At 67.9% G+C, this 21,315-nt stretch carries 22 protein-coding genes; 12 read left to right on the top strand and 10 right to left on the bottom strand.

The genetic code is table 11. The annotated features are described in order from the left end of the window. Positions 1-7: 7 nt before the first annotated feature. Positions 8-1,042, top strand: a complete 1,035-nt coding sequence (gene dmpG / locus WKW77_RS24085) for a 4-hydroxy-2-oxovalerate aldolase (RefSeq protein ID WP_340359412.1) — start codon at positions 8-10, stop codon at positions 1,040-1,042. Here dmpG and WKW77_RS24080 read toward each other — a convergent pair. Next, on the bottom strand, positions 1,005-1,904 hold the full coding sequence (locus WKW77_RS24080; RefSeq protein WP_340359411.1) for a LysR family transcriptional regulator: 900 nt from the start codon (positions 1,902-1,904) through the stop codon (positions 1,005-1,007). The genes dmpG and WKW77_RS24080 overlap by 38 nt on opposite strands. Before the next feature lie 57 nt (positions 1,905-1,961). Continuing rightward, positions 1,962-2,765 (bottom strand): 2,5-didehydrogluconate reductase DkgB, encoded by an 804-nt coding sequence (dkgB, locus tag WKW77_RS24075; protein ID WP_340359410.1) that lies wholly within the window; start codon positions 2,763-2,765, stop codon positions 1,962-1,964. Between the two features lie 91 nt (positions 2,766-2,856). Here dkgB and WKW77_RS24070 point away from each other — a divergent pair, with 91 nt between their 5' ends. The 3 genes from WKW77_RS24070 (at position 2,857) to WKW77_RS24060 (ending at position 6,705) form a co-directional block, all read left to right on the top strand. Further along, entirely contained in the window at positions 2,857-3,789 is a 933-nt protein-coding gene (locus WKW77_RS24070) for a LysR substrate-binding domain-containing protein (RefSeq protein ID WP_340359409.1), read from the top strand. Positions 3,790-3,898: 109 nt separating this feature from the next. Then, positions 3,899-5,422: a DASS family sodium-coupled anion symporter gene (locus tag WKW77_RS24065; protein WP_340359408.1), complete on the top strand. Its 1,524-nt coding sequence runs from the start codon at positions 3,899-3,901 to the stop codon at positions 5,420-5,422. 230 nt (positions 5,423-5,652) lie between these two features. Continuing rightward, on the top strand, positions 5,653-6,705 hold the full coding sequence (locus WKW77_RS24060; RefSeq protein WP_340359407.1) for an Ldh family oxidoreductase: 1,053 nt from the start codon (positions 5,653-5,655) through the stop codon (positions 6,703-6,705). 5 nt (positions 6,706-6,710) lie between these two features. Here the strand turns inward: WKW77_RS24060 and WKW77_RS24055 are convergent, their stop codons facing one another. From WKW77_RS24055 to WKW77_RS24030, 6 genes are all read right to left on the bottom strand, one after another. Beyond that, positions 6,711-7,688: an MBL fold metallo-hydrolase gene (locus WKW77_RS24055; RefSeq protein WP_340359406.1), complete on the bottom strand. Its 978-nt coding sequence runs from the start codon at positions 7,686-7,688 to the stop codon at positions 6,711-6,713. A 133-nt stretch (positions 7,689-7,821) separates the two neighbouring features. After that, entirely contained in the window at positions 7,822-8,577 is a 756-nt protein-coding gene (locus WKW77_RS24050) for an ABC transporter substrate-binding protein (RefSeq protein ID WP_340359443.1), read from the bottom strand. Positions 8,578-8,667: 90 nt separating this feature from the next. Further along, a complete protein-coding gene (locus tag WKW77_RS24045) occupies positions 8,668-9,645 on the bottom strand; it encodes a zinc-binding dehydrogenase (RefSeq protein ID WP_340359405.1) in 978 nt (325 codons plus the stop codon). A gap of 8 nt (positions 9,646-9,653) precedes the next feature. Then, positions 9,654-10,733: an isocitrate/isopropylmalate dehydrogenase family protein gene (locus tag WKW77_RS24040; protein WP_340359404.1), complete on the bottom strand. Its 1,080-nt coding sequence runs from the start codon at positions 10,731-10,733 to the stop codon at positions 9,654-9,656. 25 nt (positions 10,734-10,758) lie between these two features. After that, complete coding sequence (locus tag WKW77_RS24035) at positions 10,759-12,129, bottom strand: MmgE/PrpD family protein (protein ID WP_340359403.1); 1,371 nt, start codon at positions 12,127-12,129, stop codon at positions 10,759-10,761. 51 nt (positions 12,130-12,180) lie between these two features. After that, on the bottom strand, positions 12,181-13,149 hold the full coding sequence (locus WKW77_RS24030) for a Bug family tripartite tricarboxylate transporter substrate binding protein (RefSeq protein WP_340359402.1): 969 nt from the start codon (positions 13,147-13,149) through the stop codon (positions 12,181-12,183). A gap of 103 nt (positions 13,150-13,252) precedes the next feature. On the opposite strand from WKW77_RS24030, the gene WKW77_RS24025 reads away from it, so the two are divergent. The 3 genes from WKW77_RS24025 (at position 13,253) to WKW77_RS24015 (ending at position 16,126) form a co-directional block, all read left to right on the top strand. Next, entirely contained in the window at positions 13,253-14,167 is a 915-nt protein-coding gene (locus tag WKW77_RS24025; protein WP_340359401.1) for a LysR family transcriptional regulator, read from the top strand. Positions 14,168-14,276: 109 nt separating this feature from the next. Continuing rightward, a complete protein-coding gene (locus WKW77_RS24020) occupies positions 14,277-15,356 on the top strand; it encodes a carboxymuconolactone decarboxylase family protein (protein ID WP_340359400.1) in 1,080 nt (359 codons plus the stop codon). After that, complete coding sequence (locus WKW77_RS24015; protein WP_340359399.1) at positions 15,356-16,126, top strand: adenylate/guanylate cyclase domain-containing protein; 771 nt, start codon at positions 15,356-15,358, stop codon at positions 16,124-16,126. The genes WKW77_RS24020 and WKW77_RS24015 overlap by 1 nt, the downstream gene beginning before the upstream one ends. Here the strand turns inward: WKW77_RS24015 and WKW77_RS24010 are convergent. Beyond that, positions 16,114-16,857 carry a DUF899 domain-containing protein gene (locus tag WKW77_RS24010; RefSeq protein WP_422823256.1) on the bottom strand — a complete coding sequence of 248 codons (744 nt, stop codon included), beginning with the start codon at positions 16,855-16,857 and terminating at the stop codon, positions 16,114-16,116. The two genes, WKW77_RS24015 and WKW77_RS24010, sit on opposite strands and share 13 nt — an antisense overlap. Positions 16,858-17,036: 179 nt before the next feature. On the opposite strand from WKW77_RS24010, the gene WKW77_RS24005 reads away from it, so the two are divergent. The 5 genes from WKW77_RS24005 to WKW77_RS23985 are packed head-to-tail and all read left to right on the top strand — an operon-like array spanning position 17,037 to position 19,851. Then, positions 17,037-17,435: a hypothetical protein gene (locus WKW77_RS24005; RefSeq protein WP_340359397.1), complete on the top strand. Its 399-nt coding sequence runs from the start codon at positions 17,037-17,039 to the stop codon at positions 17,433-17,435. Further along, the gene (locus WKW77_RS24000; RefSeq protein WP_340359396.1) at positions 17,404-18,000 is read left to right on the top strand and encodes a cytochrome b; all 597 of its coding nucleotides are present in this window, start codon (positions 17,404-17,406) and stop codon (positions 17,998-18,000) included. Before WKW77_RS24005 ends, WKW77_RS24000 begins: the two co-directional genes overlap by 32 nt. After that, on the top strand, positions 17,997-18,563 hold the full coding sequence (locus WKW77_RS23995) for a YceI family protein (RefSeq protein ID WP_340359395.1): 567 nt from the start codon (positions 17,997-17,999) through the stop codon (positions 18,561-18,563). The genes WKW77_RS24000 and WKW77_RS23995 overlap by 4 nt, the downstream gene beginning before the upstream one ends. Further along, complete coding sequence (locus tag WKW77_RS23990; protein WP_340359394.1) at positions 18,560-19,291, top strand: YceI family protein; 732 nt, start codon at positions 18,560-18,562, stop codon at positions 19,289-19,291. The genes WKW77_RS23995 and WKW77_RS23990 overlap by 4 nt, the downstream gene beginning before the upstream one ends. Then, positions 19,288-19,851, top strand: a complete 564-nt coding sequence (locus WKW77_RS23985) for an SRPBCC family protein (protein WP_340359393.1) — start codon at positions 19,288-19,290, stop codon at positions 19,849-19,851. Before WKW77_RS23990 ends, WKW77_RS23985 begins: the two co-directional genes overlap by 4 nt. Before the next feature lie 31 nt (positions 19,852-19,882). On the opposite strand, the gene WKW77_RS23980 is transcribed toward WKW77_RS23985, so the two are convergent. Then, positions 19,883-21,199 carry an amidohydrolase gene (locus WKW77_RS23980; protein ID WP_340359392.1) on the bottom strand — a complete coding sequence of 439 codons (1,317 nt, stop codon included), beginning with the start codon at positions 21,197-21,199 and terminating at the stop codon, positions 19,883-19,885. Positions 21,200-21,315 lie beyond the last annotated feature (116 nt).

The following is a 21,315-nucleotide window of genomic DNA, read 5'->3' as shown; positions in this document are numbered from 1 at the left end:
GCCCGGGATGAGCAAGAAGATCTATGTGTCCGACGTGACGCTGCGCGATGGCAGCCATGCGATCCGCCACCAGTACGGCATCGAACAGGTCCGCACCATCGCGAAGGCGCTGGACGCGGCAGGCGTGGATTCCATCGAGGTCGCGCACGGCGACGGCCTTCGAGGATCGAGCTTCAACTACGGCTTCGGCGCGCACACCGACGTGGCGTGGATCGAGGCCGCCGCCGAAGCCGTGCAGCAGGCGAAGATCACCACGCTGCTGCTCCCCGGCATCGGCACGGTGCACGACCTGAAGGAAGCGCATGCCGCCGGTGCGCGCATCGTGCGGGTCGCCACGCACTGCACCGAGGCCGACGTCGCGCGGCAGCACATCGAGACCGCGCGCCACCTCGGCATGGAAGCGGTGGGCTTTCTCATGATGAGCCACATGACGACACCCCAGAAGCTGGCCGCGCAGGCGAAGCTCATGGAAAGCTACGGCGCGACCTGCTGCTACGTGGTCGATTCCGGGGGCGCGCTCGGCATGGAGGACGTGCGCCTGCGCATCCGCGCGTTCCGCGAGACCCTGCGCGCTGAGACACAGATCGGCATCCACGCGCACCACAACCTCTCGCTGGGCGTGGCGAACTCCATCGTGGCGGTGGAGGAAGGCTGCGATCGCGTCGACGCCAGCCTGGCGGGCATGGGCGCGGGCGCGGGCAATGCGCCGCTGGAAGTGTTCGTCGCGGCCGCCGACCGCCTGGGCTGGCACCACGGCTGCGACCTCTTCGCGCTGATGGACGCAGCCGACGATCTGGTGCGGCCCTTGCAGGACCGCCCGGTGCGCGTCGACCGCGAAACACTGGCGCTGGGCTACGCGGGCGTGTATTCGAGCTTCCTCAGGCACTCGGAAGCGGCAGCCGCGAAGTACGGCATTCCCGCCGTCGAGATCCTCGTCGAGCTCGGCACGCGGCGCATGGTGGGCGGCCAGGAAGACATGATCGTCGACGTGGCGCTCGACCTGCTCAACCAGCGCGGGGTGCGCGCGTCAGCTTGCGGATGAGGTCGATCACCGTCCGGCTCGCCTGCGTGAGCGGGCGCTGCGCGCTGGTGGCCAGCACCAGCGTGCGCGTGAGCACCGGGTCGGTGACGCGGCTGACATCGATGCGGCCCAGCTTCATGTCGACCTCCACCGCCTGCCGCGTGAGGAAGCTGTAGGCGGCGCCGCTCGCGACGATCTCGCGCATGGCGGTGAGCGAATCGACCTCGATCTCGGTGTTCAAGGTCACGCCCGCCTTGCGGGCCGCCTCCAGCAGCATCATGTAGAGACCGTCCGGTGCGCCCGGCAGCACGAGCGGCAGGCGCGAGGCATCGGCGAAGCGGCACTCGGGCTTCGACACTTCGGGATCGCCCGCGCGGCCCACCAGGTACAGCTCGCTGGTGGCCAGCTCCTCGTCGGTCTTGTGGATGTTCTGCCCGTAGCGCGAGAACACGCCGACGTCCGCGCGGCCGGTGGCCAGCGCATCCTCGATGTTGCCCGCGAAGCCTTCCATCAGCCGCAGGTCGATCTTCGGGAAATCGGCACGCACCCGCTGGAACAACGGCCCCACCAGCGCATGCGTGATCGACGCCTGCACCGCGAGCCGAACCGGCCCGCTGGGCACGTCGGAGCGATCGCGGATGTCGCTCTTCAACTGGTCGAACTCGCCGAGCACCGCACGCACGCGAGGCAGGATCGATTGGCCGAACTCGGTCAGCACCACGCCGCGCCCGGTGCGATAGAAAAGCTTGGCGCCGAACTCTTCTTCCAGCGCCGCGATGTGCTTGCTGAGTGCGGACTGGGCCATGCCTCGCGACGCGCAGACCTTGCTGAGGCTACCGGCCTCGACGATCTCCACCAGCAATTGCAGGCGCTTGATATCCATGCCCGGGCGCTCCTTGTGCGATGCGTCGATTGTCCATGCGTGCCGCGCACGCCGCACTCAGTCCCACTGCGGCGCGAGGCCTTCGGGATTGGCGAGCCGCTCGTTGCGGTCCAGCGCGCCGATGGCCGCCATGTCTTCGTCGTCGAGATGCATTTGCATCGCCTTCAGGTTGCCCTGCAGGTTCTCGCGGCGGGTGGACGACGGGATCACCGACCAGCCCTGCCGCAGCGCCCAGGCCAGCGCCACCTGCGCGGGCGTCGCGCCGTGCCGGTCTGCGATGGCCGTGAGCACCGGCTCCTGCAGCACCTTGCCGTAGGCCAGCGTCATGTACGAAGTCAGGTGGATACCCTCTTCGCGTGCGAAGGCGGCGAGCTTGCGGTTCTGGAGGTAGGGGCTGATCTCGACCTGGTTGGTCGCGATCGCTTCGCGGCCGGCCAGCGCGATCGCCTGGCGCAGCAGCGCGATGGTGAAGTTCGACACGCCGATCTGCTTCGTCAGGCCCTCGGCCTTCGCCTCGGCCAGCGCCCGAAGCGTCTCGGCCAAGGGCACCGCACCGCCGGGGGAAGGCCAGTGGATCAGCGTCAGATCCACCTGGTCGGTGCGCAGCTTCGAGAGACTGTCGCGCAGGCTCGGGATCAGCTTCGACGCCGGGAGGTTGTCGGTCCAGATCTTGGTGGTGAGGAAGAGCGACGAACGCGCCACGCCCGATTCCGCGATGGCCTGGCCGATGTCGGCCTCGTTCCCGTAGATCTGCGCAGTGTCGATGGCGCGATAGCCCACATCCAGCGCATTGCGCACGGAATCGATGACGGTCTGGCCCTTGAGGCGGAAGGTGCCGAGGCCGAAGGAAGGAACAGGCATGGGGGAACTCCGGTAAAGCCGGCAGTCTCGCGTCTTTCTCCGTTGAGAAAAAGTCACCTATAAAGCAAACACATTTGATCTGTAATCAACAATGAAGACGACCCTCGACGAGCTGCAGGCGCTGGTGTCGGTGGTGGACACCGGTGCGCTCTCGCGCGCGGCCGACCATCTCGGCATGACCGTCTCGGCGATCAGCCGCACGCTCGGCCGGCTGGAGGAAAAACTGCAGACCACCTTGCTGCGGCGGACCACGCGGCGCCTGGAGCTGACCGAGGAAGGCGCGGCGTTTCTCGCGCGGGCGCGGCAGATCCTCGCCAGCGTGGATGCAGCCGAGGAGGACATGGCCATGCGCCGCGAGCGGCCCGCCGGGCGCTTGCGGGTCGATGCCGCCTCGCCCTTCATGCTGCACGCGGTGGTGCCGATCGTGGCCGGCTACCGGGCACGCTACCCCGAGGTGGTGCTGGAGCTCAACAGCAACGACGGGCTGATCGATCTGCTGGAACACCGCACCGACGTGGCGATCCGCATCGGCCGCCTCAAGGACTCGACCCTGCATGCGCGCCCCATCGGCAGCAGCCGCCTGCGGGTGCTGGCCTCGCCGGCGTACCTCGCGCGCGCGGGCCGCCCGCGCACCATCGCCGACCTGCAGCGCCACACGCTGCTGGGCTTCACGCAGCCCGCGGCGCTGAACGAATGGCCGCTGCCGGGCGAAGACAACCTGCCGCTGCGCATCACGCCCGGCGTGGCGGCATCGAGCGGCGAGACGTTGCGCCAACTGGCGCTCGACGGCGTTGGCATCGCCTGTCTCGCGGACTACATGACGCACCGCGACCGGGCCGGAGGCCGCCTCGTTGCGCTCTTTCCGGCGCGCACGCTGGAGGTGCGCCAGCCGATCAACGCGGTGTACTACCGCAACTCGGCACTGACGGCGCGCATCGCGTCCTTCGTCGACTACCTGGCTGCGCACTGGGATGCCGGCAGCGGCGGATGCAGCCAGGACGGCCGGTGCGCGCCGACGCCTTGAAGCTGCCGCGACCCGCAAGCCGTTGACGCAGCGCATTGGCCTGAGCCGCAGGCACTGCTACGCTTGCGCCCGACGCTTCTGCCAAAGCACCGATGGAAGGAACGCATCCATGAGCATCAGCTCGAACGCGCCCGACCGTGCCTCCGCCCCAGGCACCGAACCGGCCGCGGCGCTGGCGCCGCGCAAACCCGTGCCGTGGGGCCTCTACATCGCGGCCGCCGCGATGCTCGCGATCCTCGCGCTGCCGCAGCCCGAGGGCCTGCCCGTCGCGGGACACCGCATGCTGGCGATCCTCGTCTTCGCCGTGATCGTCTGGATCAGCGAGGCGGTGAGCTACGAGGCCAGCGCGATCATGATCACCTCGCTGATGGCCGCGCTGATCGGGCTCGCACCCAAGGTGGATGCGCCTTCGACGACCTACGGCACCGGTGCGGCGCTGGGCATGGCGCTCGCGGGCTTCTCGAGCACTGCGCTGGCGCTGGTCGGTGCCGCGCTGTGCATCGCGGCCGCGATGACCATCACCGGGCTGGACCGGCGCATCGCGCTGGTCACGCTGTCCACCATCGGCACCACGACGCGGCGCATCCTCATCGGGAGCATCGTGGTCACGGTCGTGCTGTCGCTCGTGGTGCCGAGCGCCACGGCGCGCAGCGCCTGCGTGGTGCCGATCATGATGGGCGTGATCACCGCCTTCGGGGTCGACAAGCGCTCCAACATCGCTGCCGGCATCATGATCATGGTCGCGCAGGCGACCAGCGTGTGGAACGTCGGCATCCAGACCGCCGCCGCGCAGAACCTGCTCACCGTCGGCTTCATGGACAAGCTGCTCGGCGAGCGGGTGAGCTGGATACAGTGGCTGGTCGCCGGCGCGCCGTGGGCGGTGGTGATGTCGATCGTGCTGTACTTCCTCGTGCGCTGGTTGCTGCCGCCCGAATCCGAATCGATCGCCGGCGGCAAGGAGGCGGTGCAGCGCGAGCTGGCCGAACTGGGCCCGATGACCGGGCCGCAGAAGCGGCTCGCAGCGGTGTCGATAGGCCTCCTGCTCTTCTGGGCCACCGAAGGCAAGCTGCATGACATCGACACCGCGTCGATCACCTACGTCGGCCTCGTGATCCTGATGCTGCCGCGCCTCGGCGTGATGGACTGGAAGACGCTGCAGGGCCGCATCCCATGGGGCACGCTGATCGTCTTCGGCGTGGGCATCAGCCTGGGTACGGCGCTGCTGTCAACGCAGGCAGGCCAGTGGCTGGGGCGCTTCGTGGTCGCGCATTCGGGGCTCGCCACGCAGGGGACGGTCATGGTGTTCGCGATCCTCGCCGCCTTCCTGATCCTGATCCACCTCGGCTTCGCGAGCGCCACCGCGCTCACCGCGGCGCTGCTGCCGATCCTGATCTCGGTGCTGCAGACCCTGCCCGGCGACATCCACAAGGTCGGCATGACGATGCTGCTCGGCTTCACGGTGAGCTTCGGCTTCATCCTGCCGATCAATGCGCCGCAGAACATGGTGTGCCTGGGGACCGAGACCTTCAACGGCAAGCAGTTCGCGCGCGTTGGGGTGCCGGTCACTGTGATCGGCTATTTGCTTATGCTGCTCTTTGCTGTCACCTACTGGCGCTGGCTGGGCTGGACCTAGGATGAATGCGAGCTTTTTCGATGGGATGCGAGCTCGGCGGGGGGGGCGGGATCGCGCCGATGGCGTACTCTGCTCCGCGAATGTCCCCCGGCCTTCGGCCTCCTCCTTTATTTCGCTGCGCAGAGCACGCCATCGGCGCGATCCGTCACGGTCGTGGTTGAACGGCCGGCACCACGCCCCCCCGAACGCCTCTCTGCGGTATTCACAACCGCGCGCCACGGAGCACTGAAATGAAGATTTCCCTGAACGACGCCCTGGTACTGGGCACGCGGATCCTCACGGCGCAAGGCGTGCCGGACGACATCGCCTCGGACGTGGCGGAGCACCTCGTCGAATCCGACCGCTGCGGCTACACCAGCCATGGCCTCTCCATCCTGCCCAGTTACCGCAAGTCGATGCAGGGCGACCATCTGCATGGCGATGCGCGCGCCGAATGCATCGCGGACCACGGTGGCCTCCTGATGTACGACGGTCATGGAGGATTCGGCCAGCATGTCGGCAAGGTCGTGATGCAGGCCGGCATCGAGCGCGTGAAGCAGACCGGCCATTGCATCCTGACGATCCGGCATTCGCACCACCTCGGCCGCATGGGTCACTTCGGCGAGATGGCGGCGGCCGCCGGCTATGTGCTCTTGAGCTTCACCAACGTGATCAACCGGCCGCCCATGGTCGCGCCCTACGGCGGCAAGGTCGCGCGCCTGACGACCAACCCGGTGTGCTTCGCCGGCCCCATGCCGAACGGCCGGCCGCCACTCGTGGTCGACATGGCGACCAGCGCCGTGGCCTTCAACAAGACGCGGGTCGCCGCCGAGAAAGGCGAGCCGCTGCCCGAGGGCTGCATCATCGATGCGGACGGCCTGCCCACCACAGACGCCTCGGTGATGTTCGCCGACCCGCCGGGCGCGATCCTGCCCTTCGGCGCGCACAAGGGCTATGCACTGGGCGTGGTGGCAGAACTGCTCGCCGGCGTTCTGTCGGGCGGCGGCACGATCCAGCCCGAGAACCCACGCGACGGCATGGCCGTCAACAACATGTTCGCGGTGCTCATCGATCCAGCGATGGAGTTCGGGCTCGAATGGAAAAGCGCCGAAGTCGAAGGCTTCCTCGACTACCTGCACGACACGCCGCCCGCGCCCGGCTTCGACCGCGTGCAGTACCCCGGCGAGTACGAGGCGCAGAACCGCGAGCGCAACGCCACCCACCTGGAGATGGCGCCGGCCATCTGGCGCTCGCTTTCAGGGCTTGCGGAATCGCTCGGCGTGGCGGTGCCGGCGCAGCCGTAGCCGGGCTACATCTGGGCTTCGCAGCCGACGGCGCACTTGCCGTCGGCGTTGAACTCCATCGTGCGTCCCGACAAGGGAACGAAAGCCGGCACCTTGACCGCCTTGATGAAGGCCTCGGTCTTGCTGCCCGGCCGGATCTTGCCGTTGACCGTGCCGACCTCGTTGGCATGCGAGGCGATCACCGACACCGGCTTCACCAGTTCGTTCATGATGAATGCCGATTCCGCCGGTCCCGTCGTGAAGCCGTCGCCCATGTTCATCACCGCCAGCTTCGCGTGGTAGAAGTCGCGCACCACGCGCTCCTGGTCGGCCACGATGCCGGTATCGCCAGACAGGTAGGCCACCAGGCCATTGCTGAAGCGCAGCACGTAGCCGGTCGCGAGACCCACGTCGCCTGCGATGCCCGCTTCCTTCATCGCCTTGCCGAGCTCGCCGCCGATGTAGTCTGGATCGACGCCGTTGCTGTGCAGCGCAGTGACCGTCGCGATGCGCACTCCGCTCAAGGTCACGCTGCCGCCGAAGCGCGCGAGGATCGAATCCGCCGGATTGCCGCCGTTGGCCTTGAGCTTGGCCGCGAAGAAAGGCGGCATCTCGCTGCCGGTGACGATCTTGGATTTCTTCGCGAGCGCGATCTCGACCGCGAGCGAATTGGGCATCGACGAGACCGACATGTCCGGTGCCTCGCAGCTGCCCGAGTTGGGTGCCTTGTTGTGCGCGTTGCCCAGGTGGTCGCCATGCATGTGGCTCACCAGGATGATGTCGATCTTGCCGAGGCGCGGGTCCGACGCGCCGGCCACCGTGCGGCCCGGGTCGTAGAGGATGCGCGTGCCATTGGGGTCCTCGAAGACCAGCGCCCGGTCCTGCGGGCAGAACTCGCCGTCGATGCCGCCCAGTGGCGTCACCTTCACGTTCTGCGCCACGGCGGGCAGGGCCAGGGCTGCGAGGGTGGCGCCGATGGCGGCCAGTCGTTTCAGTCGCTTCATGGAATCTCCATCAGTGAGTCAGTTTGAAAAAAGTCCAGTTGGCAGCGAAACCAGGGCACCCGCGCAACCGGCTCCGCCGGGCCGCCGGGTGCGCCCACTTGAGGGGGAGCGCCGAAGGCGCATGGGGGTGTTCTCATTTCATCGGAGCGACGGCCGCGCCTTCGATGGCATGGCGCTTCAATGCGGCGGCCACGAAGTCGGTGCGCTTCATCTGCTCGATGAAGTCGCTGAGCCAGCGCTGCGCCGAGGTGCGCCCCTTCGGCACGCCCATGGCCTGCTCGATCACCATGAAGCGACCCGGGAGCAGGCGCACGTTGCCGACACGCTTCGCGTCGGCTTCGAGCTGCTGCTTCACGCCGGCGGCCACTTCCAGGTTCTGCGAGAGGAACATGTCGGTCACCGCAGGCGATGTCGGTGCGCGCACCCGCGTGGCCGCCTTGAGTTCGCGCATGAGGAACAGGTCGTACGCACTGCCGCGGCCGACCACCACCCGCGTGCCTGGGCGGTCGACCTCCTCGTTGCGTTGCAGCGGCGAGCCTTTGCGAACGAGGTACGCGCCTTCGATGATCACGTAGGGCGCGGTGTAATCCATGTCCGCGCCGCGCACCGGATCGACAGCGACGAAGGCGAGATCCACCTTGCCGGCCTTCAATGCCTCGACCACGTTGCCGGCCGAGTCGAACTGCACCAGTTCGAGCGGCACGTCCAGGCGCTTGGCGACTTCGCGCGCGAGATCCACCGACACACCCTGCGGCTCCCCACTCTTGCCGCGCGTGGCGAGGATCGGATTGCCGAAGTTGATCGCCGCGCGCAGCGTCCCCGTGGGCGCAAGCTCGTTGCGCACCGTGCGCAGGTCGGCCGGCGGCTTGGCGCCGCAACCCGCGAGCATCAGGACACCGGCGCCGCACAGGGCGCGCCGCGCGGCGAAGCAGTCGTTGTTCATTCGCTTTGACCCTTGCACTCTGGACCCGATCGCGAATCAGGTCGCGACCGGCAATCTCAGTACGATTTTTCCGACGTGGGCACCGGCCTCCATCAGCGCCTTCGCTTCTGGCAAACGCGCGAAATCCATCACCCGGTCGATGCAGGGCACGATGCGCCCCTCGGCAAAGTACGGAAGCACCTCGGCAATGAAGCGCGGCACTGCCGCGGCTTTCTGTTCCTTGGAGCGCAGCTTGTTGGAGACACCGAACAACGTGAGCCGCCGCGCGTGCAGCGCCTCGAGATCGACGTCGGCATGCACTACGCGGTCGACATAGCCCACGGTCGCAAGCCGGCCTTCGAAGGCGAGCGCGCGGATGTCTTCGGCGAACACCGTGCCGCCGACTGTGTTGACGATCAGGTTCGCGCCCTGCCCTGCGGTCGCCTCCATCACCGCCGCCGCAAAGTCGGGCTGCCGGGTGCACAACGCCAGGTCTAGCCCGAGGGACTGGAGCGATGCCAGCTTGCCGGCCGAACCCGAGGTGCCGATCACCTTCGCACCCAGCGCCTTGCCCAGTTGCAGCGAAGCCACGCCGACGCCCGACGACACGCCGTTGATCAGCAGCCACTCGCCTGCTTTCAGCCGGCCTTGCAACACCAGCATGTCGAAGGCCACCAGGAAGGTCAGCGGGATGCTCGCGGCCTGCTCGAAGCTGAGATTCGCCGGCATCGGGATCGCTTCGGCAGCATCCAGCAACGCGTATTCGGCGAAAGAGCCGGCACATCGTCCCATCACGCGATCGCCCGAATCGAAGCCGCGCACTTGTGCGCCTTTCGAAACCACTTCACCGGCAGCCTCTCCGCCGACCGCCTTCCACACGCCGGGCTTGCCGTGCCCGGGCAGAAACTCGCCGCGGTTCAGCGACGAGGCATGCACACGCACCAGCAACTGATGCGGGCCCGGGAAGGGGATCTCCACGTCGCGCAGGTCGAGCGTTGCATCGGCCCCGTTCGTCTGCATCCAATAGGACTTCATCGCGGACCTCAGACGTGCAGGTTCTTCAACACGGCCCGCGTGAACGATGCCGTGTTGCCCGTGCCCCGGATGTCGCCGGTGCGTGCCTGGCGGTCCGCCAGAGCGGCGGTCGTGGCCTTCGACATCGAGGCGCCCATGCGCACCGCGCCCTCGTTGTCGCGGCTGTGGCCCAGCCACTCGAACATCATCCGGGTCGATTCGATCATCGCGTACGGGTTGGCGATGCCCTGCCCCGCGATGTCCGGCGCCGAGCCATGCGTGGCCTGCGCCATCGCGACATCGCCATCGCCGATGCACAGCCCCGGGGCCATGCCGAGACCGCCGACCAGCCCCGCTGCCTCGTCCGAGAGGATGTCGCCGAACATGTTGGTCGTCACCACCACGTCGAAGCTCTGCGGATCGCGCACCAGGCGCATCGCGAAGGTGTCGACGATCACGTCGTCCACGCGCACGTCCGGGTACTCGGCCGCGAGCTTGCGGCACTCCTCGACGAACATGCCGCAGCTCAGCTTGAAGACGGTGTCCTTGTGCACGTACGTCAGGTGCTTGCGGCGCTGACGTGCAAGCTCGAAGGCCGCGCGCGCCACCCGGCGGCTGCCCGCGCGCGTGATCACGCGCACCGACAGGGTCACGTCGTCCGTCGGCCGGAACTCGCCCGAGCCCGCGACCATGTTGCGGTCCGGCTGGAAGCCCTCGTTGTTCTCGCGCACGATGACGAGGTCGACGCCGTCGTGCAGGCAGCCGATGTCCGGGTACGAGCGCGTCGGCCGCACATTGGCGAACAGATTGAACTGCTTGCGCAGGATCGGATGCGGGTTGATCGCGTCCGGCACCTTGGGATAGGCGCGGTGCCCGATGGGCCCGAGGATCCAGCCGTCGAGCGTCTGGAGCGTGGCCATCGTTTCGGGCGGCAGCGTGTGGCCGTGCGTTTCCAGCGCGCGCGCGCCGATGGGCAGCGGATGCCAGTCGACCTGCACGCCGTGCAGCTCGGCCGCGGCACGTGCGATGTCGACGGAAGCGGGAACGATCTCGTGCCCGATGTCGTCGCCGTTGAGGATGCCGATGCGAAGGGGTGCGGTGGATGTCACGTCAGGTCCTGAAGATGCGGGTTCGTCACGCCGCGCAGAGCGCCGTGAGGGTGCGGATGTCCGGCATCGATGCCAGCGCGCGGCAGTGCTGCGTGATCTCGTCCGCATGACCCTGCCCGATCACGGGCACCACGAGCGAGGCGAACTTGGCCTCGAGCTGCGCATCGGTGAGCGGGTTTTCCAGCGAGCCGATCGCGTGATCCACGCAGACCTCCACGCGGCGGCCATCGGTCAGCACGGCCGCCACGCGCACCGCGGCCTCGTCGATGCTGTCGTCCACCGTGGCCTGGACCTTGTTGCGCAAGGCGACGACGCGAGGGTCGTTCACTACCGCATCGGAGAACTCCTCCTCGCCCGCGCGGCCGAAGAGCAGCCCCGCGGCGCAGCCGTGGTAGACGCTGAACTTGCCCTGCAGTCCGTCCTTGGGTTCCTTCTTGCCGGTGAGCTCGAGCACCAGCGAATGCACGCGCAATTCGATGCGCTCCACCTGCTCGGCGGTGATGCCCTGCTCTCGCAGGCGCACGCAGGCATCGATGCTCGGGTGGATCACGATCCCGCAGGCGAAGGGCTTGTAGGTGTTGAAGGAGATCTCGAAGCGCTCGCCGAGCTCGTCGGTCACCTCGTTCCACGCACGCTTGTCGGAGGCCACCTGGACGAAGCCGCGCGGCGCTTCGAGCGCCCGCTCGCTCGCGGTGAATCCCTGGCTCGCCAGCAGCGCCGACATCAGCCCGGCCCGCGCCGCCCCGCCCGGATGGAAGGGCTTCGTCATGGTGCCGAACTGCTCCCGGAAGCCGACCGGTTGCGATGCGGCGATGCCGAGCGCCATGGCGGTCTTCTTCTCGTCGAGGCCCAGCAGCCGCGCGCAACCGGCCGCAGCGCCGAGCATGCCGGTGGAGCCGGTGATGTGCCAGCCGCGGTCGTAGTGGTCCGGGTACATCGTGTTGCCGACGCGGCACGCCACGTCGATGCCGAGCACCAGCGAATCGATCACCGCGCGCCCGCTCGCCCCGCGGTGTTCCGCAAGCGCCAGAACCGCCGAAGCGACAGGCCCCGCGGGATGAATGATGGTCTTGAGGTGCGTGTCGTCGAAGTCGAAGGTGTGCGAGGTGATGCCGTTGACCAGGGCCGCGCTGGCCATGTCCACCTTCTCCCTGCTGCCGAGCACGGTGGCTTGCGGCGGCGGCTGCAGCAGGCGGACGGCCCCGAGCGCTGCGGTCGCTGCTTCATGATATACCGCGCCAATAGCGCAGCCGAGCCAGTTGTAGAAGGTGCGATGGGCCTCCCGTTCGACCGCATCGCTCCAGCCGCGCGAGGCGTGGCCGGAAACGAAGCGGGCAAGGATGGCGGTGACCGGGGGTGCCGAGGTGTCGGCAGGAACGTGCGTATTGCGTGCCACTGGATCTGAATCGGTTGCGAGGTTGAAGAAAATGGGAAGCCGGGTGCGGCGTCACTCGTCGAGCCGGATGCCGCGCGCCTTGGCCAGTGCGGTCCAGCGCGCGATCTCCGAGGCGATGTATTGGCCGAACTCTTCCGATGTCATGGGCCACGGCTCCACCGCTTCGCCCGAGAGCTTTTCCGCGAGGTCGGGCGCCTTGAGCACCGCGATCTGCGTCTCGTTGAGCCGCCGCACGATGTCCGGCGGAATGCCGGCCGGGCCGACCGAGCCGTACCACTGCATCGCATCGAAGCCCTTGAAGCCGAGTTCTTCCATGGTCGGCACCTCCTTGAGCTGCGCGCTGCGCGCCTTGCCGGTGACGGCCAGCGCCCGCATGCGGCCCGAGCGCAGATGCGGCAGCGCCGCCGCGAGACCGGGAAACATCGCCTGCGTCTGCCCGCCGACCAGATCGGTGATCGCGGGCGCGATGCCGCGGTAAGGAATGTGGACCATGATGGTCCCGGTCTCCTGCTTGAAGAGCTCCATCGTCATGTGCGTGAGCGAGCCCGCGCCGGCCGAGCCGTAGCTCACCTTGCCCGGGTTGGCCTTCACGTACTTGATGAATTCGTCGACCGTGTTCGCGGGCACCGAGGCGTTGACCGCGAGCACGTTGGGCGTGGCGCCGATCATTCCGATCGGCGTGAAATCCTTGATCGCGTCGTAGCTCACCTTGCGCGTCGCGGGTGTGGTGCCGTGGGTGGCGACGTAGCCCTGCATGAGCGTGTAGCCGTCGGGCGCTGCATGCGCGGTGGCCTGGCTCGCGACCACGCCGCCGCCCCCGCTCTGGTTGTCGACCACCATGCTCTGGCCGAGCAGCCGGCCCCAGCGTTCGGCGACCACGCGGGCGATCATGTCGTTGCCCCCGCCGGCCGCCACCGGGACGATGTAGCGGATCGGCCTGGTCGGATAGCTCTGCGCGAAAGCGATGTTCGGCATCGCGACCGCGGCCGCTGCGGCCTGCAATAGATGGCGGCGTTGCATGTCGATGTCTCCTCTTTTGTGGCGCGATCTTCGTCATTCGCGCCCTTGCGGTAAATTGCAAGTTTCTGGTGCTTTATTGCATCGCTTGCATGAATCGATTGCCATGACCAAGCCTTCCCTCGCCGACCTGCGCGCCTTCGTCACCGTCGCCGAGACGCAGAGCTTCGCGGCGGCGGCGCGGGCGCTGTACCTCTCGCAGCCCGCCCTGTCGCGCCGCATTTCGCACCTGGAGAACATGCTGGAGGTGCGCCTTTTCGACCGCACCACGCGCAGCGTCGCGCTCACCTCGCTCGGGCAGCGCTTTCTCGGGCAGGTGCGCGGCTTGATGGAGGACCTCGACCGTTCGGTGCAAAGCCTGCGCGACGCGGCCGAGCTGGAGGCGGGCGACGTCACCATCGGCGTGGTGCTCTCGACCATCCACCACTTCATGCCGCCGGTGATCAACGCCTTCCGCGCGCAGCATCCGCGCGTGCTGGTGCGCATCATCGAAGAGGGCGCGGACGAGGTGCTCGCCGCCGTCAAGCAGGGCGAGGCGGACTTCGCGCTCAACTACATCGGCATGCAGGACCCGGAAGTCGAGTTCACGCCGCTGCTGAAGGAGCCGTACGTGCTGGCCGTCGCCGCGGGCCATGCGCTGGCCAGGCGCCGCTCCGTGGGCTGGGAGGAGCTCGCCGACTACCCCCACGCGCGGGTGTCGCAGGCGAGCCGCAACCGCCTCTTCATCGACCAGGCGCTGGCCGAGCTGCCGCCCCTGCCCCGCCCGGTCTGCGAAGTGCGGCACGTCTCGACCCTGATCGGCCTCGTCGAGCACGGAATGGGCGTCGCGGTGGTGCCGCAGCTCACGCTGCCGCGCAGGCCGGGTTCGGTGGTCGGCGTGCGGCTGGATAAGCCCGCGATCAGCCGGCCCATCGGCATCATCAAGCGCAGCGGGCGCAGCCTGTCGCCGGCGGCCGAGGCCTTTGCGGAGCTGCTCGCGAACGCGAGCCGCGCGGCACTGGATTCCAGGCGGCGCCGGTAACACCGGCCGCAAAGCCTCGGCGGCGGCGCGCCGGGAAGGCAGAATCCGGCTCCAGGCCGGCGAAATGCCGGTGCAGGATGCGTTTCCTCGATTTCCGTTGGAGTGCCCGATGGCGATGTTGCTGAGCGAGATCCAGTGGAGCGATCCGGTGCTGCCGGCGTCGCCCGATGCGAAGTGGGAAGCCGAACTCAAGCGGCGCGGCGCCCAGGTCCTCGAAGTGGACCGGCGCGTTGCCTCCCTCCCCTGGCTGCGCGAGGCGGCCTATCACGCCACCAATTACATGCCCGCCGCCGTGCCCGAGCGGCTGCACCGCATGGGCAGCATGGTGACCGCGCAGGAGAACGCCTGCCGCTACTGCTACGGCGCCAACCGCGCCTTCATGAAGGTGCTGGGCTACCGCGAGTCCTTCATCCAGCAGGTCGAGCGCGATGTGCTGCTGGCCGAGCTCGACGAGAAGCAGCGCGCCTACATCGCCTTCTGCCGCCGCCTCGCACGGTCGAAACCGCGCCCCGCCGCGGCTGATCGCGCCGCGCTGCTGGCCAGCGGCTACACGCCGGCGCAAGTCGGCGAGATCGCGTTCGCGATCTCCTTCGGCTGCTTCTACAACCGGGTGAGCACGCTCATGGCATGCCCGCCAGAACAGAAGTTCGAGCGCATGGCCGCCGGCCCGATGCGCTGGGTGATCGCCATCGCGATGCGCTTGATGAAGAAGCCGGACGCCCCGGCGCAGGCGCTGCCGGATGCGGCAGCGCTGACGGGTGGTCCCTTCGGCGCGGTGCTCGGGCCGCTTGCCGGCCTGCGCGCGGCCGGCATCATGAAGGCGGCGCTCGACGGTGCCTTCGAATCCGGCGAGCTGAGCCGCACCGCCAAGGTGCTGATGTTCGCCGTGGTGGGACGCACGCTCGGCTGTCCGCATTGCCAGGCGGAGGCCATCCGGCTGCTGGAGAGCGAAGGCCTCGGCCGCGACGAGATCGACAACGCCCTCGGCACGCTGCACTCCCCGCGCCTGCCGCAGCGCGAGGATGGGCTTCTCTCGTGGGCCCGCGACACCGTCTACTACGAGCCCTCGTCCATCCAGCAGAAGACCCGCGCGCTTGGCGCCGAACTCGGTCCGGCCGCACTGCTGGAAGCCATCGGCGTCGCGGCCCTCGCGAACGGCACCGTCCGACTCGCGATGCTGCTGGAGTGATGGCGCTGGGCTGGGTGCTCGTCGCGCTCGGGGCCGCCGCCGTGGCGGCATTGGCCGCGCTGGCGCTGCGCATGCGGCAGCAGAACGGCCAGCTCGAAAAGCTCCTGCTGTCCACCGACGACAAGCTGGAGCAGCTCCAGCGCCAGTTCGAGCGCTTCGTGCCTGCCGACGTGGTGGAACGCCTGACCCACGGCGGCGACACCTTCGCGCCCGAGCGCCGGCAGGTGACCATGCTGTTCGCCGACCTGCGGGGCTTCACCGCGCTGTGCGACCGGCTCGACCCCGCCGTGACCGTGAGCATCCTCAACGACTACTTCCGCCACATGACGCTGGCGATCACGCGCCATCACGGCCACGTGACCGAGTTCGTCGGCGATGGCCTGCTGGCGCTGTTCGGCGCGATGGAACCCAATCCCTGGCAGGCGCGCGACGCGGTGCTGGCCGCGCTCGACATGCGCGCCGAACTGGCGCGCTACAACGCCACGCTGCGCGAGAAGGGCCTGCCCGAGTTGCGATTCGGCGTCGGCATCCATGGCGGCGAGGTGGTGGCCGGCGTGATCGGCACCGCGGGGCTGTCGAAGTTCAGCGTGACCGGCGACCCGATCAACGTCGCGTCGCGCGTCGAAGGATTGACCAGCAAGTACGAGGTCGACCTGCTGATCACCGAGGACATCCGCGCCGCGCTCGACGACCGGTTCCGCCTGCGGGCGATGCCACCCGCGATGGTCAAGGGCAAGGCCGAGCCGATCCAGACCTACTACCTGGAATGATCCTTCCGGAACGCGGCCTCGCCCGCGTCCGACACCAGGGCCCACTTCCTGTCGGGCTCGGCGTCGGCGGTGTAGCTGTCGTGCCAGTTCCACCACTTGTAGGGCGGCGTCTGCGGATAGCCCTCGGGCGAGTCCTCCCAGACTTCCTGCCGGCCCAGCGGCGTGATGTCGAGGTAGTTCCAGGTGCCGCCCATCTGCTCGTCGCCGCGGTTGTTGACGAAGTAGGTGCGGAAGATGCGGTCGCCGTCGCGCACGAACACATTGGTGCCGTGCCACTCGCCGACGCCGAAGTCGGCATCGAAGCTGTCGGTGACGGTGAACCACGGAATGTGCGCCCAGCCCATCCGCTGCTGCAGCCCTGCGATGTCTGCCTGCGGCGCGCGCGAGACGAAGACGAGCGTGGTGTCGCGGGCATGGAGATGCGACAGGTGCGCGACCTGGTCCGCCACCATCGAGCAGCCCCGGCAGGCATGCTCGGGCCAGCCGAACACGCCGGGTTCATAGAAGGCGCGGTAGACGATGAGCTGGCGCCGGCCGTCGAACAGCTCCACAAGGCTTCGCTTGCCCGAAGAGCCCTCGAAGACATACGGCTTCTCCACCACCATCCACGGCATTCGTCGTCGCTCGGCGGCCATCGCGTCGCGCGCATGGGTCAGCGCCTTTTCCTTGGCGAGCAATTGCTCGCGGGCCGCTTCCCACGCCTGGGGCGAAACGACCGGCGGGGTGTTCATCCTCTCGATTGATGAGGTCATGGCTTCGATCTCCTGGGCTGCAAAAGGCCAGTCTGTCACCGCCGCGCCGCCGTGGGGAGTAACAAGTTTGGCGGCTTTCCGCTGAAGTCTTGCCCGGGGCCGGCGTTGCCATCGGCACGGGCGCGGCGTATCGTGGGGGCGCGTTGAGGGAGCAACCCATGCCTTCGCCGACCAGCCTTGCCAACGGAGCGACGCATTCCGCGCCAACGATGCCCATGGACTCATGGAGCCCCGACGGCTTGTGCGAGCGCGCGGTGCAAGCCATCTGGCGCAGCCTGGATGAGCATGACCTCGTGGACGAGCAGGTGCGCGACGAACTCGCGACGATCCTCGAACCACTGACGGAACTTCCCCTCGGCAACCGGCCCCAGCGGCTGATCGACGTGCTGAAGCAGCGCAACCCGCTCGACCCCTCCCACCTGTACTGGCTGACCCGCCGGCTGCTGACGCTCGTGCCCGAGTTGCAGGCCATCGCGCACCACGGCCAGGCGCAGGCCGGTGCGCTGCGAAGCGACATGCCGATCGATGAGATCGATGCCTACCAGCCACTGGACTGACCAACCGAATTCGCCCGCGTCTTCCGGCGCAGGCTGGAGCGCCGTCGCCAGGTTCTTGCACTGGACCATTGCCGTGCTCATCCTGGCGCAGTTCGTGGTCGGATGGATGGCGGTGAGCTGGCGGCTGTCCCCGACGAAACTCGATCTCTTCGTGTGGCACAAGTCCACCGGCATGCTCGTGCTCGCGCTCGTGGTGGTGCGCCTGGCGTGGCGTGCGACGCATCGCGCGCCAGCCTTGCCTTCGAGCATGCCCCACTGGGAGCGCATCGCGGCGCACCTCACGCATGGTCTTCTGTACGTGGCGATGATCGCGATTCCACTCACCGGATGGGTGGTCAGCTCGGCCGCCGGCGTGCCGTTCAGCATCTACTGGCGCATTCCGCTGCCCTCCATCGCGAAGACGGACCAACATCTTGCCGAGGTCGTCGCGGATGTCCACGGTGCGCTGGGCATCGCGCTGATCGTGCTGCTGGTGATGCACGTGGCCGCGGCGCTGCGGCACCACTACATCAAGCACGACGATGTGCTGGTCCGCATGCTTCCATGGAGAAGGACGTCCCGATGAGAAATCCCGCCGTCACGGCCGCGCTGCTCGCCGGTCTCGCCTTCCCTTTCGCCGTGGCGCGCGCCGCCGACTGGAAGCTGGAGCCTGCCGACAGCCGTCTCGAATTCGCCGCGAGCTTCGAGAAGAGCCCCGCACCGGGCGTCTTCCGGGAGTTCGACGTCAAGCTCAGCCTCGACCCGGCCAAGGATGACGCGGGCCGGCTCGACGTGACGATCAACGTCGCGAGCGCGGACATGGCGAGCGCCGACATCAACAAGGCGATCGCGGGCGCCGAATGGTTCGACTTCGCGCGCTTCCGGCAGGCGGAGTTCCACGCGACCGAGGTCCGGCGGGTGCAGCCCAACGCCTTCGTCGCGCGCGGCACGCTCACGCTCAAGGGCGCGCAGCAGCCGGTCGAAGTGCCGTTCTCATGGAGCGAATCGGGCAGCACCGCGAGCATGGAAGGCAAGTTCGTCGTCAAGCGCGGCGCCTTCGGCATCGGCACTGGGGAATGGACGGCGACGGACACCATCGGCGCGGATGTCACGGTCACATTCAAGGTGCGACTGCGCAAGGCCGCATGAAGGCGCTGGCGGTCGCCTTTGTTGCGCGCGCAGTGGCGGTTTCGCTCGCGATGGTGCTGGCCGCGTGCGGATCGGGCCCCAAGCAGCAGGCGGCGGCACCGGAGGCAGCGCGCGAACGTGCGCCGCAGGGCTTCCCCTCGGACGTCTACGAGCGCCTGGCGGCCCAGGGCGAGGCGGTCTATCGCGTCGGCCCGAGAGACGCGCTCGTGGTGCTCACGGTGCGGCGTGGCGGATCGCTCGCGCGGCTCGGGCATGACCACGTCATCGCCAGCCGTTCGCTGCAGGGGTTCGTCGCGCCCGCGCAAGGCCGCGCGGACCTGTTCATGCCGCTGGCCGAACTCACCGTCGATGAGCCTGTCCTGCGGACGGAAGCCGGGCTCGACACGCAGCCGACCGCGTCGGATATCGAAGGCACGCGTACCAACATGCAGGACAAGGTGCTGCGGACACGGGATTTTCCGTATGCGCTCGTGCAGGTGCGCGATGTGGACCCGAAGAATCCCTTGTCGGGATCGGTCGCGATCACATTGCTCGGAACGACCCGGACCTCGACCGTGCCGCTGAAAGTCATCGCGACGCAAGACGCCTTGCGCATCATCGGCTCGATGGAACTCCGGCAATCCGATTTCGGCATCGCCCCCGTCTCGCTGCTCGGCGGTGCACTTCAGGTCGAGGACGCGTTCAAGGTCCGCTTCGACATCCGCGCTCGCGCGCCGATGAGTCCATGAGCCGGGCCGGCAAGCTGCTCGTGGTCGGCGCAACCGCGTGGCTGCTCGGCACCCCGCCGCTCGCCCAGCGCGTCGACATCGAAACGCATCGGAAGGACGACACCGTCACCGTCGAGGTCTCCGCCGAGATGCCGGTCGATCCGCGCACCGTGTGGAACGTCATCACCGACTACGACCATCTCCCGCGATTCATCCCCTATATGCGCAGCTCGCGCGTGCTGCAACGCGAGGCCGATCGCGTGATCGTGGAGCAGAGCGGGGAGTTGGCGTTTCTCTTCTTCCGCCAGCCGGTGGAAGTGAAGCTCGCGGTCGTCGAATCACCGCAGACCCATGTGGCGGCCCGCGCCATCGGCGGCAACCTCCGGGCGCTCGACGGCCGCTACACCGTCGAAAGCCTGCCTTCCGGCTACACGCGGCTGTCGTATTCCGGACGACTGGTGCCCGGTTTCGACGTGCCGCCGGTCATCGGAAGGATCGCTCTGCAGACCGTGATGGCACGCCAGTTCGACGCGATGGTCAAGGAGATCGTGCGGCGCGACGCGGACGGGCGCCGGAAATGAACACGCCATCGGTCGCGATCGCCATCGCCTGTCACTTGTTCATCGCGCTCAACACCGCCGTCGTCATCGCCTGAACCCCCATCTTGATCGAAGGCTCCGGCACCGGCGCAAAGAAGGGCGAGTGATTGAACGGCAGCGGCTTGCCGCCGGGCTTCAGTGAATCGGCCACCTGCTTGGGATCGCTCACGCCGACGAAGAAGAACATCGACGGCACACCCGCGTTCACATACTCCGAGAAGTCTTCGCTCGCCGTGATCGGCGGCACCTGCACGACCTGCGCCGCGCCCAGTTGCGACTTGAGCGCGGCGACCGTGCGCTGGACGACCGCCTCGTCGTTGATGACCGCCGCGCCGCCGTCACCGAAGTCGATCGCGGGCTCGGGCGCGCCGGCCATCGCCGCCGACGCCTTGGCAGTGCGACGGACGCCTTCCAGCAGCTTCTCGCGCACTTCGGGCTTGTAGCTGCGGATCGTGCCGCGAAGCACGGTCGAATCGGGAATGATGTTGCCCGCGGTCCCGCCCTGGATCGAACCGATCGTCACCACGCCGAACTCGAAGGGATCCTTCTCGCGGCTGACCACGGTCTGCACGTCGGTGACGAAGTGCGCGGCGATGGTGATCGGGTCGATGGTCTTGTCCGGCGCCGAGCCATGTCCGCCGCGTCCCTTGAACGTGATTTCGAGCGCGTCGGCAGAAGAAGTGATCGGCCCGACCCGATAACCCACGAACCCATAGGGCGACGGGTTCGTGTGCAGGGCGAATGCGAAGTCGGGCTTGGGGAATCGCTTGAACAGGCCGTCGGCCAGCATGGCCTTGGCGCCGCCGCCCGCCTCTTCGGCCGGCTGGCCGATGAACATCAAGGTGCCCTTCCACTGGTCCTTGAGCGCGACGAGCGTCTTCGCGGTCCCGATCCAGCTCGCCATGTGGATGTCATGCCCGCAACTGTGCGCGACGAAGGTTTCGCGGCCGTTCCAGTCGGCCTTGACCTTGCTGGCGTACGGCAGGCCGGTCTTTTCCTCCATGGGAAGCGCGTCGAGTTCCGTGCGCACCAGGATCGTGGGGCCCGCCCCGTTCTTGTAGATCGCGACGACGCCGGTGCCGCCCACCTTCTCGGTGACGTCGAAGCCGATGGCACGCATCTCCGCCGCGAGCTTGGCGGCCGTGCGGGTCTCCTTGAAGCTCAGCTCCGGGTTGGCGTGGATGTCTTTGTAGATCGTCTCGAGTTGCGGATACATGCCGTCGACGAGGGCGTCGATGCGCGGCACGGGTTTCTCCGCGAATGCGGCGGGCGTGGCGGAGAAAGCGACGAGGATGGAAAGGGAAAGCTTGCGCAAGGACGGCAGGTGCATCGGTTGTCTCGTATGGAAATCGTTATGGGGCACCGAAATCTAGAAGGCAAGCTCCCCCAAGTCCAATGCATTGTTCTTGCCCTCGCCATAATTCAGACTCATGGCAATCACTGGGT

Origin of the sequence: Variovorax ureilyticus, assembly GCF_037889935.1 — a bacterium.
GTDB lineage: Bacteria > Pseudomonadota > Gammaproteobacteria > Burkholderiales > Burkholderiaceae_C > Variovorax > Variovorax ureilyticus.
Note: the sequence above shows the minus strand (reverse complement) of the source record. Positions and strands in the feature narration are given on the sequence as shown.

Excerpts from the sequence above, each read along its gene's own strand:
- dmpG (WP_340359412.1), top strand. The coding sequence starts at position 8 with ATGAGCAAGAAGATCTATGTGTCCGACGTGACGCTGCGCGATGGCAGC.
- WKW77_RS24080 (WP_340359411.1), bottom strand. The coding sequence starts at position 1,904 with ATGGATATCAAGCGCCTGCAATTGCTGGTGGAGATCGTCGAGGCCGGT.
- dkgB (WP_340359410.1), bottom strand. The coding sequence starts at position 2,765 with ATGCCTGTTCCTTCCTTCGGCCTCGGCACCTTCCGCCTCAAGGGCCAG.
- WKW77_RS24070 (WP_340359409.1), top strand. The coding sequence starts at position 2,857 with ATGAAGACGACCCTCGACGAGCTGCAGGCGCTGGTGTCGGTGGTGGAC.
- WKW77_RS24065 (WP_340359408.1), top strand. The coding sequence starts at position 3,899 with ATGAGCATCAGCTCGAACGCGCCCGACCGTGCCTCCGCCCCAGGCACC.
- WKW77_RS24060 (WP_340359407.1), top strand. The coding sequence starts at position 5,653 with ATGAAGATTTCCCTGAACGACGCCCTGGTACTGGGCACGCGGATCCTC.
- WKW77_RS24055 (WP_340359406.1), bottom strand. The coding sequence starts at position 7,688 with ATGAAGCGACTGAAACGACTGGCCGCCATCGGCGCCACCCTCGCAGCC.
- WKW77_RS24050 (WP_340359443.1), bottom strand. The coding sequence starts at position 8,577 with ATGCTCGCGGGTTGCGGCGCCAAGCCGCCGGCCGACCTGCGCACGGTG.
- WKW77_RS24045 (WP_340359405.1), bottom strand. The coding sequence starts at position 9,645 with ATGAAGTCCTATTGGATGCAGACGAACGGGGCCGATGCAACGCTCGAC.
- WKW77_RS24030 (WP_340359402.1), bottom strand. The coding sequence starts at position 13,149 with ATGCAACGCCGCCATCTATTGCAGGCCGCAGCGGCCGCGGTCGCGATG.
- WKW77_RS24025 (WP_340359401.1), top strand. The coding sequence starts at position 13,253 with ATGACCAAGCCTTCCCTCGCCGACCTGCGCGCCTTCGTCACCGTCGCC.
- WKW77_RS24020 (WP_340359400.1), top strand. The coding sequence starts at position 14,277 with ATGGCGATGTTGCTGAGCGAGATCCAGTGGAGCGATCCGGTGCTGCCG.
- WKW77_RS24015 (WP_340359399.1), top strand. The coding sequence starts at position 15,356 with ATGGCGCTGGGCTGGGTGCTCGTCGCGCTCGGGGCCGCCGCCGTGGCG.
- WKW77_RS24010 (WP_422823256.1), bottom strand. The coding sequence starts at position 16,857 with ATGAACACCCCGCCGGTCGTTTCGCCCCAGGCGTGGGAAGCGGCCCGC.
- WKW77_RS24005 (WP_340359397.1), top strand. The coding sequence starts at position 17,037 with ATGCCTTCGCCGACCAGCCTTGCCAACGGAGCGACGCATTCCGCGCCA.
- WKW77_RS24000 (WP_340359396.1), top strand. The coding sequence starts at position 17,404 with ATGAGATCGATGCCTACCAGCCACTGGACTGACCAACCGAATTCGCCC.
- WKW77_RS23995 (WP_340359395.1), top strand. The coding sequence starts at position 17,997 with ATGAGAAATCCCGCCGTCACGGCCGCGCTGCTCGCCGGTCTCGCCTTC.
- WKW77_RS23990 (WP_340359394.1), top strand. The coding sequence starts at position 18,560 with ATGAAGGCGCTGGCGGTCGCCTTTGTTGCGCGCGCAGTGGCGGTTTCG.
- WKW77_RS23985 (WP_340359393.1), top strand. The coding sequence starts at position 19,288 with ATGAGCCGGGCCGGCAAGCTGCTCGTGGTCGGCGCAACCGCGTGGCTG.
- WKW77_RS23980 (WP_340359392.1), bottom strand. The coding sequence starts at position 21,199 with ATGCACCTGCCGTCCTTGCGCAAGCTTTCCCTTTCCATCCTCGTCGCT.